Raw genomic sequence first — 21,834 nt, forward strand, 5'->3', positions numbered from 1 at the left:
CCGGCGACATCGTCACCGAAGCCGCCGACGCAGGGACCGACACGGTTAGCACGAACCTGGCGAGCTATACGCTTGCCGACAATGTCGAGAACCTGAGCTTTGCTGGCACAGGGGCGTTTGCCGGAACAGGGAATGCGCTGAACAACGTTATCGTCGGCGGCAGTGGTTCTAATACGCTAACGGGTGGCGCCGGCAACGATACCCTAACTGGTGGAGCGGCAGCCGACGTCTTCGTTTATTCGCCGAACTGGGGCCATGATACGATCACAAACTTCGTGGCAATCGGCTCCGCACATGACGCGATCTCGATCGATCATAGTATTTTCGCCGACTGGGCATCGCTTTTGGCGGCAACCGGGCAGTCCGGGAGTGATACAATTATTACAGCCGATTCCGACAACAGCATAACGCTGAAGAATGTTGTTGTTTCAAGCCTTCAGTCGTGGGACTTTTTGTTTGCGTGACCTTCGCTCGAGCTTGTTGCATAAACTCTGCCCGGCGGTTCGCGAAATGCCGCTCAGCTTTGGCTCTGGCTTTGCATCTGTCCGCCGTTCTCGACCTTCACGGTGACCGACAGGGTTTCGCCCGGCGTGCCGATGCGCATGCCTGAAATCGGCGCGGCGTCGCGGTAGCAGAGGCCGGAGGCGACGCGGACGTAACGCGTGTCCGGGCAGATCTCGTTGGCAGGATCGAAGCCGACCCAGCCGAGGCCGGGGATATGAGCCTCGGCCCAGGCATGAGTCGCCGCCTGTTCGACTTTTTCCGCCATCATCAGATAGCCCGAGATATAACGCGCCGGCACCTGCAGGGCACGGGCGGCGGCAATGAAGATATGGGCATGGTCCTGGCAGACGCCGCTCTTCTTCTCCAGCGCCTGTTCGGCCGTCGTCTCGGTGTTGCTGGTGCCGGGCTTATAATCGACCGTCTGGTGGATTGCTTCCATCAGTGCATGCATGCGAGCAAGGTCGTTATCGCCGCCGACGTCCTTGATCAGTTCCTTGACCAGCCTGCCACCCTTGGTCAGCGGGGTCTCGCGCAGGAAAAGCCAAAGCGGGCAGAAGCCGGTATGCGGGCCGGTGACGCCGTTGTTATCCGCCGTCTCGACCTCGCCTTCGGCCAGAATACGCGTTACGTCCTGCTCGCCTTCCAGCGAGACCAGGTTGACGTGATTGCCGTACTGGTCGTCATATTCCACCTCGGGGGTGGCGCCCTCGACGTTCAGCGACCAGCCGAGCACCTTCTGGGCGGGGCTTGTCGGCGGCGTCAGTCTCAGCCGCTGCAGCGAGAACTGCGCCGGTTCGTCGTAGCGATATTCGGTGAGGTGGCTGATTTTCAGTCTCATGTTCTGATCCGCTTAAACGTAGAACCGGTAGCCGTTGGAAATCTCGGCGCCGAGTTGATTGTTGCGCGAGACGAAATCCTCCAGGAACTCATGCAGACCCTGATCCATGATATCGCGGATCGCCCGCGTCTGCAGCGTGGTGCGGATCGCATCGGCGGTATCGTGGGCAGGCAGCCGCTCCTCGTAATCCTGGGCGAGATAGCCGAGATTGCTGACGATCTTCTCGTAGCAATAGGCCAGCGAGCGCGGCATCTGGACGTTCAGGGTCAGGAAGTCGGCAATGTTCATGGCGCGGTATTCGCCGTCATAGGCCCAGCTATAGGCGCGATGGGCGGAGACCGAGCGCAAAATCGATTCCCACTGGACGTTGTCGAGAGAGGAGCCGACGGCCGAAACCGAGGGCAGCAGCACGTAATATTTCACGTCGAGGATACGGCTGGTATTGTCGGCCCGCTCGATGAAGGTGCCGATGCGGGCGAAATTATAGAGTTCGTTGCGCAGCGTCGAGCCATGGAAAGCGCCGCGGATCAGGCCGGCGCGGCGCTTGATGGCGTCGATCACCTCCGGCATTTCGGCCGGCTTGACGCGTTTTTCGAGCAGCGACTTCAGGTCGATCCAGCATTCGTTGGTCGCTTCCCAGGTCTCCCGCGTCAGCGCGGTGCGCACCATGCGGGCATTGTTGCGGCCGGAGTCGATGCAGGACATGACGCTCGACGGGTTGGCCCGATCACGCAGCAGATAGTCGATCGCATCGGCATTGGTCAGCTTCGTGTGGCCCTCGTCATAGGCCTCACGAACGCCGGCACTTTGCAGCACGCCATCCCAGTTGTCGTCGCCGGCGCTGCTGCGGGTCAGCGACATGCGCAGCCCGGCATCGACCAGGCGGGCGATATTTTCGGCGCGCTCGATGTAACGGAACATCCAGTAGAGGCCGTTTGCGGTTCTTCCGAGCATCAGTCCTCCAATACCCAGGTGTCTTTGGTGCCGCCGCCCTGGCTCGAATTGACCACCAGCGAGCCCTGCTTCAACGCCACGCGGGTGAGCCCGCCCGGAATGATCTGAACCTTGTCGGAGACGAGCACATAGGGGCGAAGGTCGACATGGCGCGGGGCAATGCCCTTGTTGACGAGGATCGGCACGGTGGAGAGCGACAGCGTCGGCTGGGCGATGTAGTTGGTCGGCTTGGCCTTCAGCTTCTCGGCGAAATCGGCGCGCTCTTTCTTCGATGCCGTCGGTCCCACAAGCATGCCATAGCCGCCGGAGCCGTGCACTTCCTTGACGACCAATTCTTCGAGATGCTCCAGCACGTATTTCAGGCTTGAGGCTTCCGAACAGCGCCAGGTCGGGACGTTTTCCAGCAGCGCCTTGCTGCCGGTGTAGAATTCGACGATCTCCGGCATATAGGAGTAGATCGCCTTGTCGTCGCAGATGCCGGTGCCCGGAGCGTTGGCGATGGTGATGTTGCCGGAGCGGTAGACGTCCATGATGCCTGGGATGCCGAGCGCGGAATCGGCCCGAAAGGTCAGGGGGTCGAGGAAGTCGTCGTCGACGCGGCGGTAGAGCACGTCGATCGCCTCGTAACCGCGGGTGGTCCGCATCTTCACCTTGCCGTCGATGACGCGCAGATCCGAGCCTTCGACCAGTTCGACGCCCATCATGTCGGCGAGGAAGGAATGCTCATAATAGGCCGAATTATAGATGCCGGGCGTCAGCACGGCGACACGCGGTTTGCCGGTGCAGCCGGGAGGTGCCAGCGAGGCGAGGCTCTGGCGCAGGAGGTAGGGATAGTCTTCGACGCGCTGCACCTTGTTCTCGTGAAAGAGCTCCGGGAACATCTGCATCATGGTTTCCCGGTTTTCCAGCATGTAGCTGACGCCGGAGGGCGTACGGGCATTGTCCTCGAGCACGTAGAACTGGTCCTCGCCGGTGCGCACTATGTCGGTGCCGACGATGTGGGTGTAGACGCCGCCGGGCGGGCGGAAGCCGATCATCTCAGGGATGAAGGTGACGTTGTTCTCGATCAGTTCGCGCGGAACGCGGCCGGCGCGAATGATCTCCTGCTTATGATAGATATCGTCGAGAAAGGCGTTGAGCGCGATCACCCGCTGCTCGATGCCCTGGGCGAGCTTGCGCCATTCGCGGGCGGAGATGATGCGGGGAATGATGTCGAAAGGGATGAGCTTTTCGGAGCTGTCGGCGTGGCCATAGACCGCGAAGGTGATGCCGGTTTTTCGGAAGATATTTTCCGCATCGCGTGACTTGGCAATCAGATGCGCCCGGTCTTGGCTGTTGTACCACTCGAAATATTTTTCATAAGGCGGGCGAGAACTTTCGTCCCCGGTAATCATTTCGTCAAATGCCAAAGGTGTGGCTCCCCTTTTTGTTCATTTGAATACAACGCAAATGGCAATGCAAGAACCATGCGCAGTTCGAGGAAAAGATTTTGCGCTGCGGGAAACCAAGGGATCCGGGTATCTGAAATGATGCGATGCGGGGGTGCGGATGATTATTTCGCAAAAGCTGCACAAAATGTAAGCAGGTGATGATTTTTAGTCCGCTGAGAGGGTTAAAGGTGCAGGCACAACTGCAACGCTCTTGTGATCGGGAGAAAGCTTGCCGTGTGGCACCCCCCTCTGCCCTGCCGGGTATCTCCCCACAGGTGGGAAGATTGGGCCAGGCGCAATAACTTCCCCAAACAATTAACGTCCAGCACAGCGAGACAGCAGATGAAGACAGGAAGCGCAAGCCACTTGTCGATCTCCCCCGGCAGGGCAGAGGCGGGTGCCACACGGCACCTGTTCTGCCGCAGGAGCGGCGCGAGATACGCTTCTCCTTCGCCTCACAACCATCAGCGAAATTTCAGATAAGCTTCAACGCTTGGACTTTGACTGCGCCGCCGGTTGCGGCTATCAGCGCGGCCAAACCTTCCCCCCCGCGAGCCGCCCATGTCCCTCGACCGCTTTGCCCCTGCCGTTTTCGTCCTGCTCTGGTCTACGGGCTGGGTGGTGGCGAAATATGCCTCGCTGCACTCCGAGCCCTTCACCTTTCTTTCGATCCGCTACGCGCTGTCGGCTGCGGCCTTCCTGGGGCTCTGCCTGATGGCGCGGGCGCAATGGCCGACAAGCCAGGCGACGTGGCTGCGCGCTATCTATTCCGGTTTCTTTCTGCATGGTTTCTATCTCGCCGGCCTCTGGTGGGCGATCGCCAATGGCGTGCCTGCCGGCGTATCGGGTATCATCGCGGCGCTGCAACCGCTTTTCACGGCGATGGCAGCGCCCTTCCTGGTCGGCGAGCGGCTGCAGCAGGCACAGAAATTCGGCCTTGGCCTCGGCTTCATCGGCATCGCCATCGCCATTTCGCCGAAGCTCCTCGATCCGGCGACCGCCGATCTCACACATGCCGCTCTGCCGCTGGCGATCAACCTCATTGCCATGGGGTCCGTCACCTACGGCACGCTCTACCAGAAGAAACACCTGCAATCCGGCGACCTCAGGACCATCGCGACACTGCAATATGTCGGGGCTCTGATCCTCACCCTGCCGCTTTCGCTGATCTTCGAGCATCAACATTTCGATGGCTCGGCGCAGGCCTATGGCGCTCTCGCCTGGTCGGTCTTCGGCCTGTCGATGGGCGGCGTCGGGTTGCTGCTTTATCTGATTCGCCGGGGGCAGGTCTCGCGCGCCGCTTCGCTGATCTACCTAATGCCGCCAGCCGTCGCCCTTGAGGCCTTCATCGTCTTCGGGGAACCGCTGACTGTGCCGCTGATCGTCGGCACCATGGTGGTCGTGACGGGGGTCTATCTGACGAACCGCAGGGCACTCAGCGAACCTGCGGAGGCGTAGATAGCAAAAAGGCCGGAGATATCCCCGGCCTTTTGCTTTTTCAGTCTATCAATGCTCTAGGCGCGTTCGCGGCGCTGGCCGCCGCCATTGCGGGAGCCGGAGCCACCGCGGCGATCACCGCCGTTGCCATCGCGGCGGGGTTCGCCGCCCTGGGCCTGCTGCGGGCCGCGGTCTTCGCCGTGCTTGCGAGCCGGGCGGCCGTGGGCGTGGCGGCCGTTGCCGCGATGATGACCGCTCGGCTCGCCATTGGCATGATGGCTATTGGGGCCGCCATGGGCGGGACGCTGCGGCTTTGCCGAGGGGCGGAAGTCGGAGGTCGAAGCCAGATCGTTGTCGGGACCAAGGTTCGGGCTGGCTTCGCCGCGGCGCTGACCGCGGAAATCCTCGTTGCGAGCGGTGCGTTCGGGACGCGGACGGCGCTCCTGGCGGCTGCCGCGATGCTCCGAACGGTTCTGGTCGCCACGGCCTTCGCCGCGAGCCTGACCTTCGCGACCCTGGCCTTCGCGACCTTGACCCTGGCCGCCCCCGCGGTTGCGGTTGTTGCCATTGCCGTTTCCGCGGCGGGGGCCGGCGCTGCTGATATTGACCGGCGCTTCGCCGCTTGCGACCGTGATGTCGATGCCCATCAGGCGCTCGATGTCACGCAGCAGCTTGGCTTCGTCGGGGGCGCAGAAGGCAATCGCGATGCCGTCGCGGCCGGCGCGCGCCGTGCGGCCGATGCGGTGAACATAGGCGTCGGGCACTTCGGGCAGGTCGTAGTTGTAGACGTGGCTGACGGCCGGAATGTCGATGCCGCGGGCGGCAACGTCGGTGGCGATCAGCGTCTTGATGCTACCATCGCGGAAGGCTTTCAGCGCCCGCTCGCGCTGGCCCTGGCTCTTGTTGCCATGGATCGAGGCGACGGAATAGCCGATGTTTTCGAGATGCTTCATCAGCTTCTCCGCGCCGTGCTTGGTGCGCAGGAAGACGATGGCGCGGCCATCGGGGTTTTCAGTCAGCGACTTGCGCAGCAGTTCCGTCTTGTCGTTCTTGCCGGCGACGAAATGGACATACTGCTCGACCTTGTCGGCAGCCTTGCCGGGCGGTGTGACTTCGACCTTGACGGGATCGACGAGATAGTCACCAGCGAGATCGGCGATCGCCTTCGGCATGGTGGCCGAGAAAAGCATGGTCTGGCGCTTCTTCGGCACCATCTTGGCGATCTTGCGCAGATCATGCACGAAGCCGAGGTCGAGCATCTGATCGGCTTCATCAAGCACGAGATAGCGGACCGTGGTCAGCGAGATGGCACGGCGATTGATGAGGTCAAGCAGGCGGCCGGGCGTGGCGACGAGGATATCGGTGCCCTTTTCGAGCTGAAGCTGCTGCTTGTTGATCGAAACGCCGCCGACGACGACATTGATGCGCAGGTGCGACTTGCGGATGAACTTCTTCAGGCTCTCGGCGATCTGGTTCACCAGTTCGCGGGTCGGCGCCAGGATCAGGGTCCGCGTCGTGCGGTTGTCGGGACGGCGTTCGTCGGCAAGCAGCTTTTCGATCAGCGGCAGGCCGAAAGCGGCAGTCTTGCCGGTGCCGGTCTGGGCAAGGCCGATCAGGTCGCGGCCTTCGAGGAGGAGAGGAATGGCATGTTCCTGGATCGGGGTCGGCGTTTCGATGCCGAGCTGGAACAAAGTAGCGACGATCGGCTTGGAGACACCAAGCGATTCAAAATTAGTCAAGGCATTACCTTTCGGGGCGCCACAACGACTATCGCCGGAACGCACCATGCGATCCGGTTTCATTCTGGCGTCAAGAACCCCGCGTGAAGTGGGAACTTGTGAGTTGGAAAAAGCTTTCCAGCGCTTCTGGCCGCTCATGGGAGTGCGGCGCTCTATCGAAATGCGCTTTTGTCCCTTCTTCCTGCGTCCGTATTTTCTAGCAGGGGCACGCTCACGCGGCGGCCGGAAGGGTGAAAGCTGACCCGCATTTGGGCTAGTTCTCTTACAAAGTCAAGTGCGGTGCACAAGAAAGCCTCAGCCAGCCTCGAGAGAAGGCATGACGAGCACGAAGCTCTCCGATGCGCCCTCGACGCCGTTGACGAGGATGGCGATGCGATGTTTACCGGGATAATAGCGCCGGGTGGTGATCGGCCGCACGGCGTGGCGGCGTTCGATCGCCTGGCTTTGCCCCGGCGCGAGCGTGATCGCCTTACACTTGAAGACCTTGGGCGAGAGCGAACCGTCACCCTTCACGTGGTGGATGGCGTAGTCGATCATCAGCGATTGCGGGGTCTCGCCGGCATTCGTCACGAGAATTTCGAAATCCAGCCCTTCGCCGAACATCACTTCGCCGTTCACAAGGCGCAGTTTACATGTGAGGGAAGCGGCAGCGGCGAAGCCGAAATTGGCGAGCGCCTGCGCGTGGCCGTTCTTCAGCAGCGTCCGCGAAGCATGTCTCAGCAGGCGGCGACGTTCAGGCGACGCCCCGGCGATATGGCCGGCGATGAAGGCGGCGACCAGATCCGGATGATCCTTGGCGATGTCGTTCAGGCTGTTGGCGACCGAGCGCCGCACATAATCCTCCGGATCGTCGATCAGCGCGGTCAGGATGGGCAGGATCGGCGCCGGGTCCTTCACCAACTGCGGCAGGCGCATCGCCCAGGGCAGACGTGGCCGCGTTCCCTCGCTCGCCAGCCGGCGCACATGCCGGTCGGGCTCGTCGACCCATCCGGAAATGACGGCGAGCGCCCGTTGCTGGTCGCGGTTGATGAAGGGGCGGATGCCGTATTCGGCGGTGAAATGCGGCGTCAGCACCTTCAGCAGATCGAGGCCGAGCTCGAAATGATCGAGACCGCGGGAGGCGATGAACTGGTTGACCGGCAGCAGCATCCAGCCTGATAGACCGGGTGTGCCGGCGGCCGGCAAGCTCGCCTTTAGGATAGCGGCTGCCTCCCGAAAATCATCGGGAAGCGTGGCAAACAGCGCATCACGGATCAGGGCCGAGCGCTCCATCAGCTCCAGGGCCGAGAGGCCATCGGTTGCCAGCGCCACGAAGCGGTCCTTATCGAAGGAGGGCGCATTGGCGGCGATGCGATCACACATCTCGGCGACCAGCGCCTCATGCAGCAGGTTCTTGAGCGGTTCCGGCATGCTGATCCTCCTACCTATCTGGTGGCTGCAAACACCAAGTTCGGATAGAGCCGTTGAATGACGGCGCACCGCATGGCGATAGCGAGATCGTCGTGAAAGATTTCGAGCGCTCTGCCTGCGTCTTTCGGCGTGAGCCACCCGTCAGTCAGGCGCCAGCGACGGAAGAACAGCCAGTCAAGTTCGTGCCGGGATATAAACTCTAAGCTACTTCGTGCCCGTTCCGGAGTGTCGGATGAACTTATTATGTTGGCGTTCGGCCCATATTTAGCGCGTGACTCTTCTAAAGCTGCCGCATTTCGCTGCATCTCGGCTGTCACCTGCGCATCGGTGATGGTGACAAGTTTGTCCATTTCGGCGCGGATATCAGCCGGCATCCTGACAAGAGCTTGCTCCAACGCGTTAGAGAAACGGGGATCGGAGGTGAAACTCATTTCCCATTCCTCTGGCCAGTCCCGCCAGACCACGGTTTCAGCAATCTCCGTCCAACGGCCTTCGGCCACCAGCCCCAATGCCCGAATGACAGACAAGACCTCGGGTGTTGCGAACGCGGGACCAAGACTGTTTGCAGCCGCAATATTCGGCGGTGGCGGGGGTGGTGCGCCTATCCCGTAAACGAGAAAGCCGCCCGTCGATAGAGGCACGCTGCAATCTGGCAGGCGATAAGATAGCAGCCTCTGTTGTGCCGCCAGCCGAAGCACCGAGACGCACAGGTCGTCCCAGCGTGGCAGTTCGAGAGGTAGCTGAGCATTCTTACGCGGGATTGTGCCCCAGTTGGTTTCATCGGCCTGTCCGAGTGCCACCAGAGCTTCGCAACCGATCTGATAGGCCGTTAGGAACATATGGTCCCAGCCCTCATCCCCATCGCCGCGCGGGATGTTTCGGGATAGGAAGTCGACTACGTCTGCCGCCCAACCGGCAGCCGGGATTTTCAAGGCCATTCCGCCTCTGCCCTCCGCATGTTCAATATCCGGCTGATACTCGAATTCGATCGATAGCGAAAGCGAGATGCACGAACGCTTCGAGGGGATTATTAGCTAGAAGACCTGGAAACCGTCGCGGCCATGCCGAAGATGAAGCCTATAGCCTCCGGGAAGCCGCACCTCAAATCACGCGCCGCCAATCGCGGCTCTCTTCCCGCCCATCCTCTCATATCGAGGAGATCATCGAGAGGGACATTTTTTGGCTTTTGCAGTCTTGATCCGTCGAATTAGCAGTGTATAGATTAACTATCGAAATGATAGTGACGCAATAGATGAGAGCGAGTTCCGCTTGGTATGGCTGTGTAGTCGATGATCGCCGCGAGAAATCGGGGCGATTGAAGCCGCAATTCGATGTCGGCAGTTCGCGAATTTCGGCCTTCTGCCCGAAATTCTAAACCGGAGACTAAATGCTCCGCGAACAAGGTAGTTGGTTGAAGCCGCAAAGTTCGGACGTCTACCTTGCAACGAGTTCGCCCGCCCGCGGGTAAGGCGGGTGTTGATTTGTGCACGCAATGCCAGATCCGGCAGCCCACGAGAATCACTCTTCGAGAAGCTGGCGTACGCTTTTGCTGCTGAAACGAAGGTGGAAATTGAATGGAACGAAGTGGTGTCGTTACGGCAGCAATCTCGACTCCCCAACGAGCCGGCAAGGGCGTTCATACAGCTTTTATCTGCGATGCCCGCCGGCCGTGACGACCTGAGATAACTGCCCGGAAGTGATTTACGCAAGTCAGGACGGAAATGAGGAAGCGGTTCTTTTTGGACCTGATTCACAAATGTGGAGATTCTAATGCTCAGTAGACCGGTAGCGGTGTCCAGATGGGCAGGAACAAATTTCGAAGGCATGTTGGAGTCCCTGGGCGAAATCGCTCCTTTCGAGGGCGCCACGACTGATTCGATGGATAACTTCAATTGGAGCGCCAATGCTTGGTCGAACGGAACGCTGACACTCAATGAACTCACTTGCAATCGGCCATGGCATATCTCAGCCACGTCCGAAACGCCGATGTGGCTGACAATCATGGTTCCAAGACGTGGCAGCTGCGGCCTGATCCATGGTCAGGTGACGACAACGGCTATGCCTGGCCAAATACTGCTCGGCCAAACCCACGAAGCGGATCGTTTCTGGGTTCAGGGCGCCGACCATTGGTCCGAAGGGCTGCATATCGACTGGCCCGTGATCGCGCGATCTGTCGGGGAACTGCTCGAATTGCCCGTAAGTCGCTCGCTTGAATTTGTGCCACAAGTTGACGAGTCCAGCCCCGCTGGAGTGCTGCTTCACAATTTGGTCGAAACAATAATTTCGGGAATGCGCGGGAATGGCGTCTTGCTCCAATCACCAATCGCCATCACCAATCTTACGGAAGCGCTGGGTCGTCTGATCGTCCGGACGATGCCGCACCGACTGTCTGCGCAATTGGAGAAAAAGACCTTTACGCCGGCACCTCGGCACGTCCGGCGCGCTATCGACTATATGTATGAGAATATCGGCAGGCCTATTACAATCTCGATGGTGGCTCAAGCTGCCAACGTCTCAGTCAGGACGCTGGAAAACGGCTTTCGTACCTTCAAGGACGCAACACCGGCCGGCTACCTGCGCATGCTGCGACTGCGAGCGGTCAGAGAAGAGCTTCTAGATCCGTGCAACCAGCAAAGCATCAAGGATGTTTGCTTGAAATGGGGCTTCTTTCACGCGGGCCGGTTCTCTGCGATGTATCGTTCGGTCTATGCCGAGGCGCCGCAAGCTACGCAGAAACACAGTAGGCATAAAGAGAGATCGTGATTTTTCGGCATGTCGATTGGTGGCCACCAGGTCGATTGGCGTACCTGCTGGGAAGCTAGACGCGCGGTGCCGCCCTGACTGCTTCGCAAATCGGTGGGGAAATCGCCTTTTCGTCGTATGGTCTGAACGCTTCAAACTGAACCATTTTTCGCCAGAGCTATCCAGTGCATTTCCTGGCTGCGACAGGAACGGAAGACGATGGACGGCGGCATATCCGATGTTCGAAATTAGATACAAATCACGCAGCGAACATCACTTGCTATTGGACTGCTGGCCGCATGTTGATGACTCTGAGGGCCGCCTACGATAGGCGAACGATGCTCTTGGGCATGTCATCGGTAGATAAGAAGAAAGCGGCCCAGAAAATGTGGGCCGGCGCTGGCACATTGTTAGAGAGGCCGTCTGCGGGTTGTGGCTAACGTTCGGAAATCGCTCGCTGATGGGACGGGGTTTAACAATGTTCGCGTCGAAGACATTAGAGCAACTGGGTGGCGATTTCGCTAAGCGGAAGAAAGGTGGCATGGCGAAGGTCCTTCTAATCGAAGATGATGTTGATACAGCGCAGGAGATAAGCGCTGAGCTACGCGATCGCGGCTATGTCGTTGATTGGGTGGATGATGGTGTCGAGGGACTCCGCCAGGCTCGCAAAGGCGGGGCCGATATCCTCATCGTCGACCGAATGCTGCCAGGAATGGAGGGCCTTGCGATTATCGATGCGTTGCGCGGCGTGCAGATTCGCACTCCCGTGCTTGTGCTGAGCGCTCTCGGCGCCGTCAATGACCGTGTACGCGGCCTGGGCGCTGGCGGCGACGATTATCTTACCAAGCCGTTTGCGATCCCCGAACTCATCGCAAGAATCGAGGCGCTGTTACGGCGCCCGGCAGATACGGCGGCGAGCGTTTTGCGGATCCTTCCGCTGGAACTCGACCTTCTTGAACGCACGGCGACGCGTGGCGGGAGAGAGATTGAACTTCTGCCCCGCGAATTTCGTCTGCTCGAATACATGATGCGGCGCTGCGAACAGCTGTTGACGCGTGCAATGCTGTTCGAGGAGGTCTGGAAGTACAAGTTCGTTCCGGATTCCAACCTGGTCGACGTCCATATGGGGCGTCTACGCCGAAAGGTCGACGCACCTGGCGAAACTCCCATGATCTACAGTGTTCGCGGTGAAGGGTTCGTACTCCGTGCGCCTGCTTGACTGGACGCGCCAGACCACTTTCCGCTACACGGCCGCGCTCTTTGGCGCCATCTCGCTGACAATTGTGGTCAGCTTCGGCATTGCCATTCTTCAAACCAGCCGTAAGCTTGCAGAGCGCCTGGACGTTTACGTCATGCAAGAGGCCGATGGCATTGTGGCGCAGGCCCGACAGGGAAACCTGGAACCCTATGAAGAACGGCTCCGGCAGGATCCCCGACGGGTCAAGCCTACGGGCTTGTTCGATGCGAACCGAAAGCGCCTGTCGGGAAATATCGAGCGCTGGCCATCTGAACTGAACGTTGATGACCTGCCGCTGGGGGTTTCGGTGGTCCGCCTCGACAGCGTGTCGCTTGAACGTCAGTCGGTGCGTGCCGTCGCCCGACGGTTGCCCAACGGCAATGTCCTCATCGTGGCGTGGAGCACCAGCTATAACGATGAGACAGCCGACGTCGTCAGGAGTGGGCTGCTCTACGGGCTGATCCCCGCCTTCATTCTCGGCTCTGTCGCCGCGCTGATCTTCGGCGCGAGAGCGCATAAACGGGTGAAGGAGATGAACGCGCGGGTTGAGCGGATTGTCGCCGGCGATCTTAGACAGCGCCTACCGACGCGCGACACCGCAGAGCCGCTCGACCGCCTGGCCCATAGCGTGAATGGCATGCTCGATGAGATACAGACGCTCGTCGAGAACCTTGCCAGCACTGGTGACGACATTGCCCACGATCTGCGCGCACCCCTTGCTCGCGCCAGGATGGGACTTGAGCGGGCGCGCAGCAATGCCACCACAGTCGATGAGTTGCGTAGCTCTATCGACCGCGCGATATCAGGCATCGATCTTTCTATTTCGATTGTCACGGCACTCCTGCGCATTCGTGCGCTCGAACAGACACGGCGCCTTGAAGCCTTCGACAACGTCTCGGTCCGGGAGATCGTCGGGGAAATCGAGGAGCTCTACGAACCCTTCGCGGAAGAGAATCATCTGACGCTCAACATCGACGCGACGAACGATATCGTAGTGCGCGGCGACCGCGATCTGCTGTTCGAGGCGTTGGCGAACCTGGTCGACAATGCAGTGAAGTTTACGCCCGAAGGCGGCCAGATCAACCTCTGTCTGATGACGGCCGATGGAAAGCAGGCGCTTCGCATCAGCGATACCGGGCCGGGCGTGCCGGAAGATGAACGCGACCTAATTGTACAACGCTTCTATCGTTCGGATCGAAGCCGTAACACAAAGGGGTTGGGCTTGGGCCTCACGCTGGTCACGGCCATCGTCAAACTGCACGGTTTCCGGTTCGACATTTTGGCGATGGCCGGCTTCGTCGCGGAGATCACGTTTCCGTCGCAGAATTCCAAATAGCGCCATCCTGTAGACAACCACTGCCACCGCGCGCTTGCATGCCTAATCCCTAATATTGCCGGTCTCGCCTCCGTCCGCTTCGCGCCGGGATGTCCTGCCCTTGCCATGCGCTCGAGCCGCAATCTTAAATCCGAATTTAAAACTCTAAACGGCAATTTAATGGTCTTGCCGGCTGCCGCCCGCCATCTTGATCGAAGCAACAATGTGTAGGACGCCGAATGTCCAGCTGAGCGCCGAGTTTATTAAGCATCTGTTTCGGTTGCCTTTCATCATCGCTTGTATCAAGAACAGGAGAACTGACATGAATTCCTCGCAAACCGATTTCGACGTCAATCGCGGTCGCGCTTTACTGTCACGCCCTGTCGTTAACAAGGGCACTGCCTTTACCGAGGAGGAACGCAAGGCGCTCGGCCTCGAAGGCTTGCTGCCCGCGACAGTCGACACGATCGGCGTGCAGCTGAAGCGGGTACTTGGCCAACTCGCCGCCAAGCCGGACGATCTCGAGCGTTATATCTATTTGCAGGATCTCTGCGATCGCAACCAGACCCTGTTCTATGCCACGCTTGCATCGGATCCGGCGCGCTTCGTGCCCATCGTCTACGATCCGACCATTGCAGATGCATGCCTGACCTACGGCCACATCTACCGCCGGCCGCAGGGCATGTACCTGACCAAGGAGATGAAAGGCCGCTTCGCCCAAGTTCTGCGCAACTGGCCGGTCAAAGATATCAGGTTCATTTGCGTTTCGAGTGGCGGCCGCATTCTCGGCCTCGGCGATATCGGCGCCAACGGTGCGCCAATTCCGATCGGCAAGCTTCAGCTTTATACCGGTTGCGCCGGCGTTCCTCCGGAAGCGCTGCTGCCGATCCATTTCGACATCGGCACCACCAATGCCAAGCTGCGGTCCGACCCACTTTATAGCGGTCTGCGCAGCGAGCCCCCTGTCCCCGACGAGATCGATGCCCTGGTCGACGAGTTTATGGAAGCGGCCAACGAAGTCTTCCCCGGCGTTTGCGTGCACTTCGAGGACTGGAAAGGTGACGACGCGATCCGCCTGCTGGCGCGCTACAAGCAGAGGTACTTGGTCTATAACGACGATATTCAGGGCACCGCGAGCGTCGTGATAGCAGGCCTTGTCACCGCGATGGAGATCAAGGGTGAGAAGCTCGCCAGGCAGCGCATCCTGTTTGCCGGCGCCGGCTCTGCGGGGATCGGAATCGCCAATATGATCGCCGAAGAGATGGTCAAGGAGGGACTGAGCCGCGAAGAAGCCAATGCCAGGATCTCGCTTTTCGATGTCAAGGGCCTCATCCAGGCCAAGCGTTCCGACCTCAACCCGTCGCAGCAGGTCTATGCCCATGATCTCCCGCCGACTGGCGATCTCGCCCAGGCGGTCGAAGAGGTCAAGCCGACGATCCTGATCGGTGTTTCGACGGTTGGCGGTCTTTTCACGGAGCAGGTTATCAAGACCATTGCCCGCCATACCGACCGGCCGATTATCTTCCCGCTTTCGAATCCGACGAACAAGGCCGAGTGCACCGCGGAGCAGGCCTATCGCTGGACCGATGGCAAGGCGCTTGTGGCTTGCGGAGTGCAGTTTCCTGACGTCGAATTCAATGGCAAGATCTTCAAACCGGGCCAGGCGAACAACTTCTACATCTTCCCGGCCGTCGGTCTTGCCGTCTATGCGACGAAGCCCAAGCGTATCGACGATGCGATGTTCATCGCGGCGGCACATGGCAGCGCCAGCCAGGTGAGCCAGTCCGACCGGAAGGAAGGCATGCTGTTCCCACGTCAGGACCACATCCTGCAAACGGAACTCAACACCGCCGCTCATGTAGCGACGTCGATCTTCGATCGCGGGCTTGCCACAGTCGAACGGCCGGCCAACATACGGACCTGGATCGAAAGCCTGACCTTCAAGCCCGTCTACGCAGATCGCGGCTGATGACAGGGGGCGGCCGCGCACGCTGCCGTCGCCCCCTTCCTCGATCTCAATATCAATACCAAACGATATGACAAAGGAGCGCCACATCATGGCCGATTCCAATCATCCCGCATTGCGATACATTCCCGTCGGTCTGACGGCGACAGGCACGCGCAGCGAGTTCGACTCTATGGGCAAAATGGATGTCGAAGCCAATAAATACTGGGGTGCGCAAACCGAGCGCTCGCTGCATCATTTCTCGATCGGCCGCGACCGCATGCCGGTCGAGGTCTATCGCGCCTATGGCATCGTCAAGAAGGCTTGCGCCTTCGTCAATGCCGAGGCCGGACGGCTGCCGCAGTGGAAAGCGGACGCCATCGTGCGGGCTGCCGACGAAGCGATCGAGGGCAAGCTCGACGAACATTTTCCGCTCTTCGTGTGGCAGACCGGGTCCGGCACCCAGTCGAACATGAACGTCAACGAAGTCCTGTCCAACCGCGCGATCCAGCTGCTCGGCGGAGAACTGGGCAGCCAGCAACCCGTAGGCCCCAATGACGACGTCAATATGGGCCAGTCGTCGAACGACAGCTTTCCGAGCGCGATGCACATCGCGGCCGTCAAGCTGCTCGACGAACGGCTGATTCCGGAATTGGAGCAGCTCGTCGCCACGATCGAGCGCAAATCCCGCCAATGGATGGACGTCGTCAAGATCGGCCGCACGCATCTTGAAGATGCCGTGCCCCTGTCTGTTGGGCAGGAGTGGTCCGGATGGGCCGCGCAGTTGCGCTCGGCGCTGACGGAGGTCGAACACTCGCGACAAGGCCTTTATGAATTGGCGCTTGGCGGCACGGCGGTTGGCACCGGCCTCAATGCGCCAAAGGGCTTCTCCCGCAATGTCGCGGCAAAAATCGCCGAACTCACCGGAAAGCCGTTCGTGACGGCGCCCAACAAATTCATGGCGCTGGGATCGCTCGATGCGATGGTGCGCGCGTCGGCAGCACTTCGCGGCGTCGCGGTGGCACTCATGAAAATCGCCAACGACATGCGCTGGCTTGCGTCCGGGCCGCGCTGCGGATTGGGCGAGTTGAAGCTGCCGGAGAACGAACCTGGGTCTTCGATCATGCCGGGCAAGGTCAACCCGACACAGTGCGAGGCCATGGTGATGATCGCAATCCAGATCATCGGCAATGACAACGCGATTGCCTTTGCCGGCAGTCAGGGCAATTTCGAGCTCAATGCCATGCGCCCGATCGTCATCAACAACTTCCTGCACTCGGCGCTGATCCTTGCCGACGGGATGGAGAAGTTCCGGGTCTTTTCCGTCGAAGGCACCGAGCTTGATCGCGCCCGCATCGATGCGTTGGTCGACCAGTCGTTGATGCTGGTGACGGCGCTATCTCCGGTCATCGGCTATCAGAACGCCGCCCATATCGCCGAGGACGCAGCCGCCAACGGGACCACGCTTCGCGAAGCAGCGCTCAAGTCCGGCAAGGTCGCTGCAGACCAGTACGACAAGATCATCGTCCCCCGCGACATGATCGGCGAAGGACTGGAGGGCGCCTGAGGGCACCCTTGATCGGACATCGAAGAAAAATCAGGTGAAGAAATGATAGCGCGCCCATAGTGTCTACCAGTATTTCCTGAAGTCGAGCGGCCTGTGCACTGCGGCGCCGCTAGAATTCTTCGAGCAATCCGCGCCGACGGACGCGCTCATTTAACAATCAACCGTTCGATCGTTTGCCTCACGACATGTCGGGGGCGGAGGCAAAGAGGTATTGCCATGACCTTTTTCATTCATGCCCTGCAGAACTATCCGGAAATCGCTATATTCCTAGCGCTGGCCATCGGCTTCTGGTTCGGCAAGCTCACACTCGGATCGTTCAGCCTCGGCGTCGTCACCAGCTCGCTATTCGCAGGCCTCCTGATCGGCCAGCTTCACATCACGATCGACCCGATCGTCGGCTCGATCTTCTTCACAATGTTTCTGTTCGCGGTCGGATATGAGGTTGGCCCCCCACTCATTCATGGGCTCAAGACCATCGGTCTGCCCCAAATCCTGTTTACGGTCTGCGTCTGTATCAGCGCGGTAGCAACGACCTACGCGGTGTCGCTTGTTCTCGGCTACGACAAGGGCCTTTCCAGTGGGCTGCTCGCCGGCGCGACGACCAATTCCGGCACGCTAGGCGTTGCCACTGCGACCCTTCGGCAGCTGGCAGGCGAGCCTGGGAAAAGCACGACGCTGATCGGCCTGGCCACGCTTGCCTACGCCGTCTCTTATCCCTTCGGAACTGCCGGATCGGCTTGGTTCCTGGCACGGCTTGCACCGAAGATCATGGGCATCGATCTCGTTCGGGCCTGTGCCGATTACGACGCAAAGCATGGGGGTGCCAAACCGGAGGCAGGCGTTTTTTCCGCTTATCGGCCGATCGCGGTGCGGGCCTATGCCATCAAGCGCGGCACGTTCGACGATTGCACGGCCGGCGATCTCGAAGCGCGATTCAACGACCCGCAGATATTCGTGACCCGCGCACGCAAGGGAGCGGAGGTCATCGATTGTGATGCTCAAACGTCGTTGGCCGGTGTGACCGAGATCGCCGTTGCAGCGCCGCCGCAGACCCTGCTGACGCTTCAAGGCCGGTTTGGCACGGAGATCGACGACGCCGACTTGCTCGACTATTCGGCCGAAATCGTCGAGGTAGTGATGACCAATAAATCGCTGATCGGCAAGACGATCGTGCAATTGCGGACTCAAGAGTTGCTTCCGGCGGGCCACGGTGTCTTCCTTCGCCATTTGATGCGATCGGGCGAGGCTCTTCCGCTGCTGGACGATCTTACCATCGAACGCGGCGATGTGCTGACCATCAGAGGCGCCAAGCGCGATGTCGCGCGCATAGCCGAGCGTCTTGGTTACCCCGACCGTCCGACCGATCAGACGGATATTCTCTTCATGTGCCTTGGTATTGTTCTTGGCGGGTTGCTGGGAGCCATCAGCATTCCCGTCGGCGGTGTCACGCTCAGCGCAAGCCCGAGCGTCGGCGCCTTGCTGGGCGGCCTGGCCTGCGGCTATCTCCGCTCGGTCCACCGGTCCTTCGGCCGCATCCCTTCTCCGGCCCTATGGGTGTTCAACAATCTCGGCCTAAATGGCTTCGTCGCCGTCGTCGGCATCAGCGCCGGTCCGGGGCTGGTCGCCGGCCTTGCCACGCATGGTGCCGGCCTTGTGCTGGCGGGGATCGTTGTTTCGCTGGTTCCCTTGATCGTCGCTCTAGCGCTCGGGCGCTACGTCTTCAAATTCCATCCCGCCATCCTTTTCGGCGCTTCGGCCGGGGCGCGCTCAAGCACGGCGTCGATCGGTATGCTGATGGAGGTCGCCGGCAGCAAGACACCGCTGCTCGGCTACGCGATACCCTATGCGACCAGCCGTATTCTGCTGGCGCTGTGCGGCGTCGTCATCGTGTTGGTCGTCCACTAACATGACAATGACCGAAGACACGCAGCCACCTGATCAACACGGCGGCACGCATCCCGTCAGCGCAACCGGCTCACGCTTCCTAGCGCGGGTCGCTCGCTTTCTCGAGGCTCATTCCATCTCCCTGACGCCTGAGCAGTTGGGGTTGATGGAAGGCCTGCGCGCAGCCACCGCCGTTGTGACCCTTGTCGCCGCGGCCTGGGTCCTCGATTTTCCGCTCCTGTCATGGGCGGCCATCGCTGCGTTCTGGACGTTTCTTGCCGACCCTGGTGGCGCTGACCGTACGCGGCTGACCGTGATGGGTGGATTTGCGATTTCTGGAACGATTATAACGGTGGTGGCATCATCGGCGGCCCACCTCGGCCTTCCGGTCGCAGCAACCGCGATCTTCGCCCTGGTGTTTCTCTGCTCCTTGAGCCGGGCGCTGGGGACAGACGGCATCCAGCCGGGCATCCTGGCAAGCGTGGTTGCCGTGGTCGCCGTCAGCTATCCCAATGAGCCCTTACAAGCAGTCGAGCTTTCTGCAATTTTTCTCGGCGGTTCCTTATGGGCCATGATCTTATGCTTGCTGGTGTGGCGGATTCATCCCCATGCTCCGATTCGTCGGTCCGTCGTGGCCGTCTATGAACGCCTCCTCGACATGGCGTCGGACATGCGTCGTTCGCTTTGCGCTCGGCAGGCTGTGCACGCGATCGGAGACAACCTGAAAGCCGATCATCAACGTTCGATCCGAAACGCCATCGAGCGAACCTACGCGCTTATGGCACGGCTGCCCGACAAGCACGACGCGGAGCGCAACGCCTTATCGGCGGCACTGGATCTTGCCGATCAGATGTTCGCAGCCTTGATTGCGATCGAGCACCACGCCTGCCGGGCTCACCAGACAGACACAGACGACGCGCAACGGCTCCTCGACCGCATCGTGGTGTTACTCAGCGAGTTCCGGCGCCAGAGCGCAAGGAAAGCGCCCGACGGCAGATCAGTCGCGGCGATCGCCGCTATCGGCGCCAATGGCGCATCGAGCGATCCCTTGTTGGCAAAAATCAGTGCCCGGTGCACAGCTGCGTCCGTCGCTGCGGCCCGTCGATGGACACCAGTCACCGAAAGCGACATCCCGAACACGGCCGCAGCCAGCCCAGGGCCTAGGCCGATGCGGTATTCGCTTGCGCCTGCCGTCGTGCATCACGCGCTGCGCACCGCAATCGCCGTCGGCGCAGCCTTCGTGATCGCGGAACAACTGGATCTCGCCTACTCATACTGGGCAACGATGGCAGCAGTGGTCGTCATGCAGCCGGGAACGTCCGCCACCTGGTGGCGAAGCGCCGAGAGAATGGTGGGCAGCATTGTTGGCGGCGCGGCTGCCGCCGCATCACTCGTGATGTTTCACATACCCGGCGCGCTGCTGCTGATCATTTTTCCGGCCGCCGCTGCAACAATTGCGCTGCGTTCCGTCAGCTATACGCTCTATGTCGCGTTCCTGACGCCACTCTTCATCTTCATGTCAGAGCTTCTGCACCCGGGCCACGGCGTCGCCTGGGCGCGCGCGCTCGACAATATCGTCGGCGCGATGATCGGGATCGGCGTAAGTTCGATATGGTCGACGCGGCTAAAAGACGAGATGGATGTGGCGCTCAAGGGTGCAGTGACAGCCAACCTCGACTATGTCCGATTGGCCACAAGCGGCGATCATGCCGGCGAATCTGATGTCGTGATGGCGCTCCGCATGGCCGGTGTTGCGAGCACGGCCGCGGAAATCAACTGCCGCAGGCTTTCGCTGGAGGGTCGCCGATACAGAGCTCAACTGGATGAGGTTCAGTGTGTGCTGTGGTCTCTGCGTGAGCTGGCCGGAGCTGCGACCGTGCTGTGGTTCGAAGGGGAGCCAACGTGCTCTGTTGATGAACGGCAACTGATCGCCGACATTTACCGCCTTTTGCACGCGCCGGCAGCTTGTACCACTCACCCGGTCAGCGACATCGTAGCGGATGGTGAGGATCGAGGGGCGAGCAAGCTCACGCAATGCCTCAGCGCCCTGAGTCTTACGCTCGTCTGTTATATGGCGGCAAAGTATCAGTTTCTATCGCCGCGCAACCGCCTAACGCCCTATGATGCCGCTTCCAGCCTGCGACAAAAGAGGAACGCCGGATCGTAGGACGATTCGGCTTCAGGTTAGGCCTGGATGACGGCGAGGATATCAGCGTTGATGTGATATTTAAAAGGGTGACGAATAGATCGCTTATCGAGGATGCAGCGCGCATTTGGTACTCCGATACCGTGGTGCAAAAGTGCTTCTTCGGATCGAGGATGTTGCGGACACTGCGCCATCGGCATTGACGCCGAAGCTGCTGTTGCGTTGGCCCGGCGCCACCGGGAGGTCAAGCGGCGCCGGATGCTATTTCAGCTATTCCGTGCAGACTTTGACGCGGTAGGGGTCGCCCCAATCGTCGCGCCGCCATTCGAGGTGGCAATAGGACGGCCGGTCATAGGTCCGGTAGACCGGATAGGGGCGATAAGCGGGATAGGCGGGGTAGGCAGGATAAGCGGGATAGGCCGGGCGTGCGGCCTCGGACAGTAGAGCGCCGCCGACGACGCCGGCGGCAAGGCCGCCCCAAAAGGCATCGCGTGGACGGGCATCGGCGGTGGTAGCGGTGGCGAGTGAGGCGCCGGCAAGGGTCAGCGCGATCAGGCCCGTCGCCATGGTCTTATGAAGAACGGACATGCTATTTTCCTTGATTTAGACTGGCTTCCATAAAGCCATGTCCAGACTCCGCCCGGATCGCGGCGGCGCGATGGCCGCGCAAGCGCTTCCGGCATTAA

Annotated in this window: 15 protein-coding genes and 1 pseudogene; 9 read left to right on the top strand and 7 right to left on the bottom strand. The window is 60.4% G+C overall.

What is annotated here, in order from left to right; translation table 11 throughout:
- Positions 1–464: pseudogene (locus RCCGE510_RS14220) on the top strand (calcium-binding protein); the annotation flags it as partial.
- Positions 465–517: 53 nt separating this feature from the next.
- On the opposite strand, the gene RCCGE510_RS14225 reads toward RCCGE510_RS14220, so the two are convergent.
- From RCCGE510_RS14225 to RCCGE510_RS14235, 3 genes are read right to left on the bottom strand one after another with little or no spacing between them, the layout of a single operon-like run.
- Positions 518–1,342 (bottom strand): transglutaminase family protein, encoded by an 825-nt coding sequence (locus tag RCCGE510_RS14225; RefSeq protein WP_007630897.1) that lies wholly within the window; start codon positions 1,340–1,342, stop codon positions 518–520.
- Positions 1,343–1,354: 12 nt separating this feature from the next.
- Complete coding sequence (locus tag RCCGE510_RS14230) at positions 1,355–2,296, bottom strand: alpha-E domain-containing protein (RefSeq protein WP_007630899.1); 942 nt, start codon at positions 2,294–2,296, stop codon at positions 1,355–1,357.
- Complete coding sequence (locus RCCGE510_RS14235) at positions 2,296–3,705, bottom strand: circularly permuted type 2 ATP-grasp protein (RefSeq protein WP_007630900.1); 1,410 nt, start codon at positions 3,703–3,705, stop codon at positions 2,296–2,298. Before RCCGE510_RS14235 ends, RCCGE510_RS14230 begins: the two co-directional genes overlap by 1 nt.
- Positions 3,706–4,287: 582 nt before the next feature.
- On the opposite strand from RCCGE510_RS14235, the gene RCCGE510_RS14240 reads away from it, so the two are divergent.
- Entirely contained in the window at positions 4,288–5,184 is an 897-nt protein-coding gene (locus tag RCCGE510_RS14240) for a DMT family transporter (RefSeq protein WP_007630901.1), read from the top strand.
- Between the two features lie 56 nt (positions 5,185–5,240).
- On the opposite strand, the gene RCCGE510_RS14245 is transcribed toward RCCGE510_RS14240, so the two are convergent.
- From RCCGE510_RS14245 to RCCGE510_RS14255, 3 genes are all read right to left on the bottom strand, one after another.
- Entirely contained in the window at positions 5,241–6,950 is a 1,710-nt protein-coding gene (locus RCCGE510_RS14245) for a DEAD/DEAH box helicase (RefSeq protein WP_037078702.1), read from the bottom strand.
- Positions 6,951–7,196: 246 nt separating this feature from the next.
- Entirely contained in the window at positions 7,197–8,312 is a 1,116-nt protein-coding gene (locus RCCGE510_RS14250; RefSeq protein WP_007630903.1) for a DNA alkylation repair protein, read from the bottom strand.
- Between the two features lie 14 nt (positions 8,313–8,326).
- Entirely contained in the window at positions 8,327–9,250 is a 924-nt protein-coding gene (locus tag RCCGE510_RS14255) for a hypothetical protein (protein ID WP_007630904.1), read from the bottom strand.
- Between the two features lie 832 nt (positions 9,251–10,082).
- Here RCCGE510_RS14255 and RCCGE510_RS14260 point away from each other — a divergent pair.
- The 7 genes from RCCGE510_RS14260 to RCCGE510_RS14290 all read left to right on the top strand — a co-directional run bounded on the left by RCCGE510_RS14260 (position 10,083) and on the right by RCCGE510_RS14290 (position 21,169).
- Complete coding sequence (locus RCCGE510_RS14260) at positions 10,083–11,075, top strand: helix-turn-helix domain-containing protein (RefSeq protein ID WP_037078705.1); 993 nt, start codon at positions 10,083–10,085, stop codon at positions 11,073–11,075.
- A gap of 520 nt (positions 11,076–11,595) precedes the next feature.
- Positions 11,596–12,273 (top strand): response regulator transcription factor, encoded by a 678-nt coding sequence (locus RCCGE510_RS14265; protein WP_007630907.1) that lies wholly within the window; start codon positions 11,596–11,598, stop codon positions 12,271–12,273.
- Positions 12,260–13,627 (top strand): ATP-binding protein, encoded by a 1,368-nt coding sequence (locus tag RCCGE510_RS14270; RefSeq protein ID WP_007630908.1) that lies wholly within the window; start codon positions 12,260–12,262, stop codon positions 13,625–13,627. Before RCCGE510_RS14265 ends, RCCGE510_RS14270 begins: the two co-directional genes overlap by 14 nt.
- A 301-nt stretch (positions 13,628–13,928) precedes the next feature.
- Positions 13,929–15,575, top strand: a complete 1,647-nt coding sequence (locus RCCGE510_RS14275) for an NAD-dependent malic enzyme (RefSeq protein ID WP_007630909.1) — start codon at positions 13,929–13,931, stop codon at positions 15,573–15,575.
- 88 nt (positions 15,576–15,663) lie between these two features.
- Positions 15,664–17,118: a class II fumarate hydratase gene (gene fumC / locus RCCGE510_RS14280; protein WP_240539656.1), complete on the top strand. Its 1,455-nt coding sequence runs from the start codon at positions 15,664–15,666 to the stop codon at positions 17,116–17,118.
- A 216-nt stretch (positions 17,119–17,334) separates the two neighbouring features.
- Positions 17,335–19,023, top strand: a complete 1,689-nt coding sequence (locus tag RCCGE510_RS14285) for a TrkA C-terminal domain-containing protein (protein WP_007630911.1) — start codon at positions 17,335–17,337, stop codon at positions 19,021–19,023.
- Positions 19,024–19,030: 7 nt separating this feature from the next.
- The gene (locus tag RCCGE510_RS14290; protein WP_192815310.1) at positions 19,031–21,169 is read left to right on the top strand and encodes an FUSC family protein; all 2,139 of its coding nucleotides are present in this window, start codon (positions 19,031–19,033) and stop codon (positions 21,167–21,169) included.
- 249 nt (positions 21,170–21,418) lie between these two features.
- Here the strand turns inward: RCCGE510_RS14290 and RCCGE510_RS14295 are convergent, their stop codons facing one another.
- Positions 21,419–21,736, bottom strand: coding sequence for a hypothetical protein (locus RCCGE510_RS14295; RefSeq protein ID WP_007630913.1), 318 nt, complete (start codon positions 21,734–21,736; stop codon positions 21,419–21,421).
- Positions 21,737–21,834 lie beyond the last annotated feature (98 nt).

The organism is Rhizobium sp. CCGE 510, from assembly GCF_000292525.1.
Classification (GTDB): domain Bacteria; phylum Pseudomonadota; class Alphaproteobacteria; order Rhizobiales; family Rhizobiaceae; genus Rhizobium.

What these genes read in the sequence shown, in the direction of transcription:
- RCCGE510_RS14260 (WP_037078705.1), top strand. Translation starts at nt 10,083, where the DNA reads ATGCTCAGTAGACCGGTAGCGGTGTCCAGATGGGCAGGAACAAATTTC.
- RCCGE510_RS14240 (WP_007630901.1), top strand. Translation starts at nt 4,288, where the DNA reads ATGTCCCTCGACCGCTTTGCCCCTGCCGTTTTCGTCCTGCTCTGGTCT.
- RCCGE510_RS14230 (WP_007630899.1), bottom strand. Translation starts at nt 2,296, where the DNA reads ATGCTCGGAAGAACCGCAAACGGCCTCTACTGGATGTTCCGTTACATC.
- RCCGE510_RS14250 (WP_007630903.1), bottom strand. Translation starts at nt 8,312, where the DNA reads ATGCCGGAACCGCTCAAGAACCTGCTGCATGAGGCGCTGGTCGCCGAG.
- RCCGE510_RS14265 (WP_007630907.1), top strand. Translation starts at nt 11,596, where the DNA reads ATGGCGAAGGTCCTTCTAATCGAAGATGATGTTGATACAGCGCAGGAG.
- RCCGE510_RS14225 (WP_007630897.1), bottom strand. Translation starts at nt 1,342, where the DNA reads ATGAGACTGAAAATCAGCCACCTCACCGAATATCGCTACGACGAACCG.
- RCCGE510_RS14290 (WP_192815310.1), top strand. Translation starts at nt 19,031, where the DNA reads ATGACCGAAGACACGCAGCCACCTGATCAACACGGCGGCACGCATCCC.
- RCCGE510_RS14295 (WP_007630913.1), bottom strand. Translation starts at nt 21,736, where the DNA reads ATGTCCGTTCTTCATAAGACCATGGCGACGGGCCTGATCGCGCTGACC.
- fumC (WP_240539656.1), top strand. Translation starts at nt 15,664, where the DNA reads ATGGCCGATTCCAATCATCCCGCATTGCGATACATTCCCGTCGGTCTG.
- RCCGE510_RS14285 (WP_007630911.1), top strand. Translation starts at nt 17,335, where the DNA reads ATGACCTTTTTCATTCATGCCCTGCAGAACTATCCGGAAATCGCTATA.
- RCCGE510_RS14255 (WP_007630904.1), bottom strand. Translation starts at nt 9,250, where the DNA reads ATGGCCTTGAAAATCCCGGCTGCCGGTTGGGCGGCAGACGTAGTCGAC.
- RCCGE510_RS14245 (WP_037078702.1), bottom strand. Translation starts at nt 6,950, where the DNA reads ATGGTGCGTTCCGGCGATAGTCGTTGTGGCGCCCCGAAAGGTAATGCC.
- RCCGE510_RS14275 (WP_007630909.1), top strand. Translation starts at nt 13,929, where the DNA reads ATGAATTCCTCGCAAACCGATTTCGACGTCAATCGCGGTCGCGCTTTA.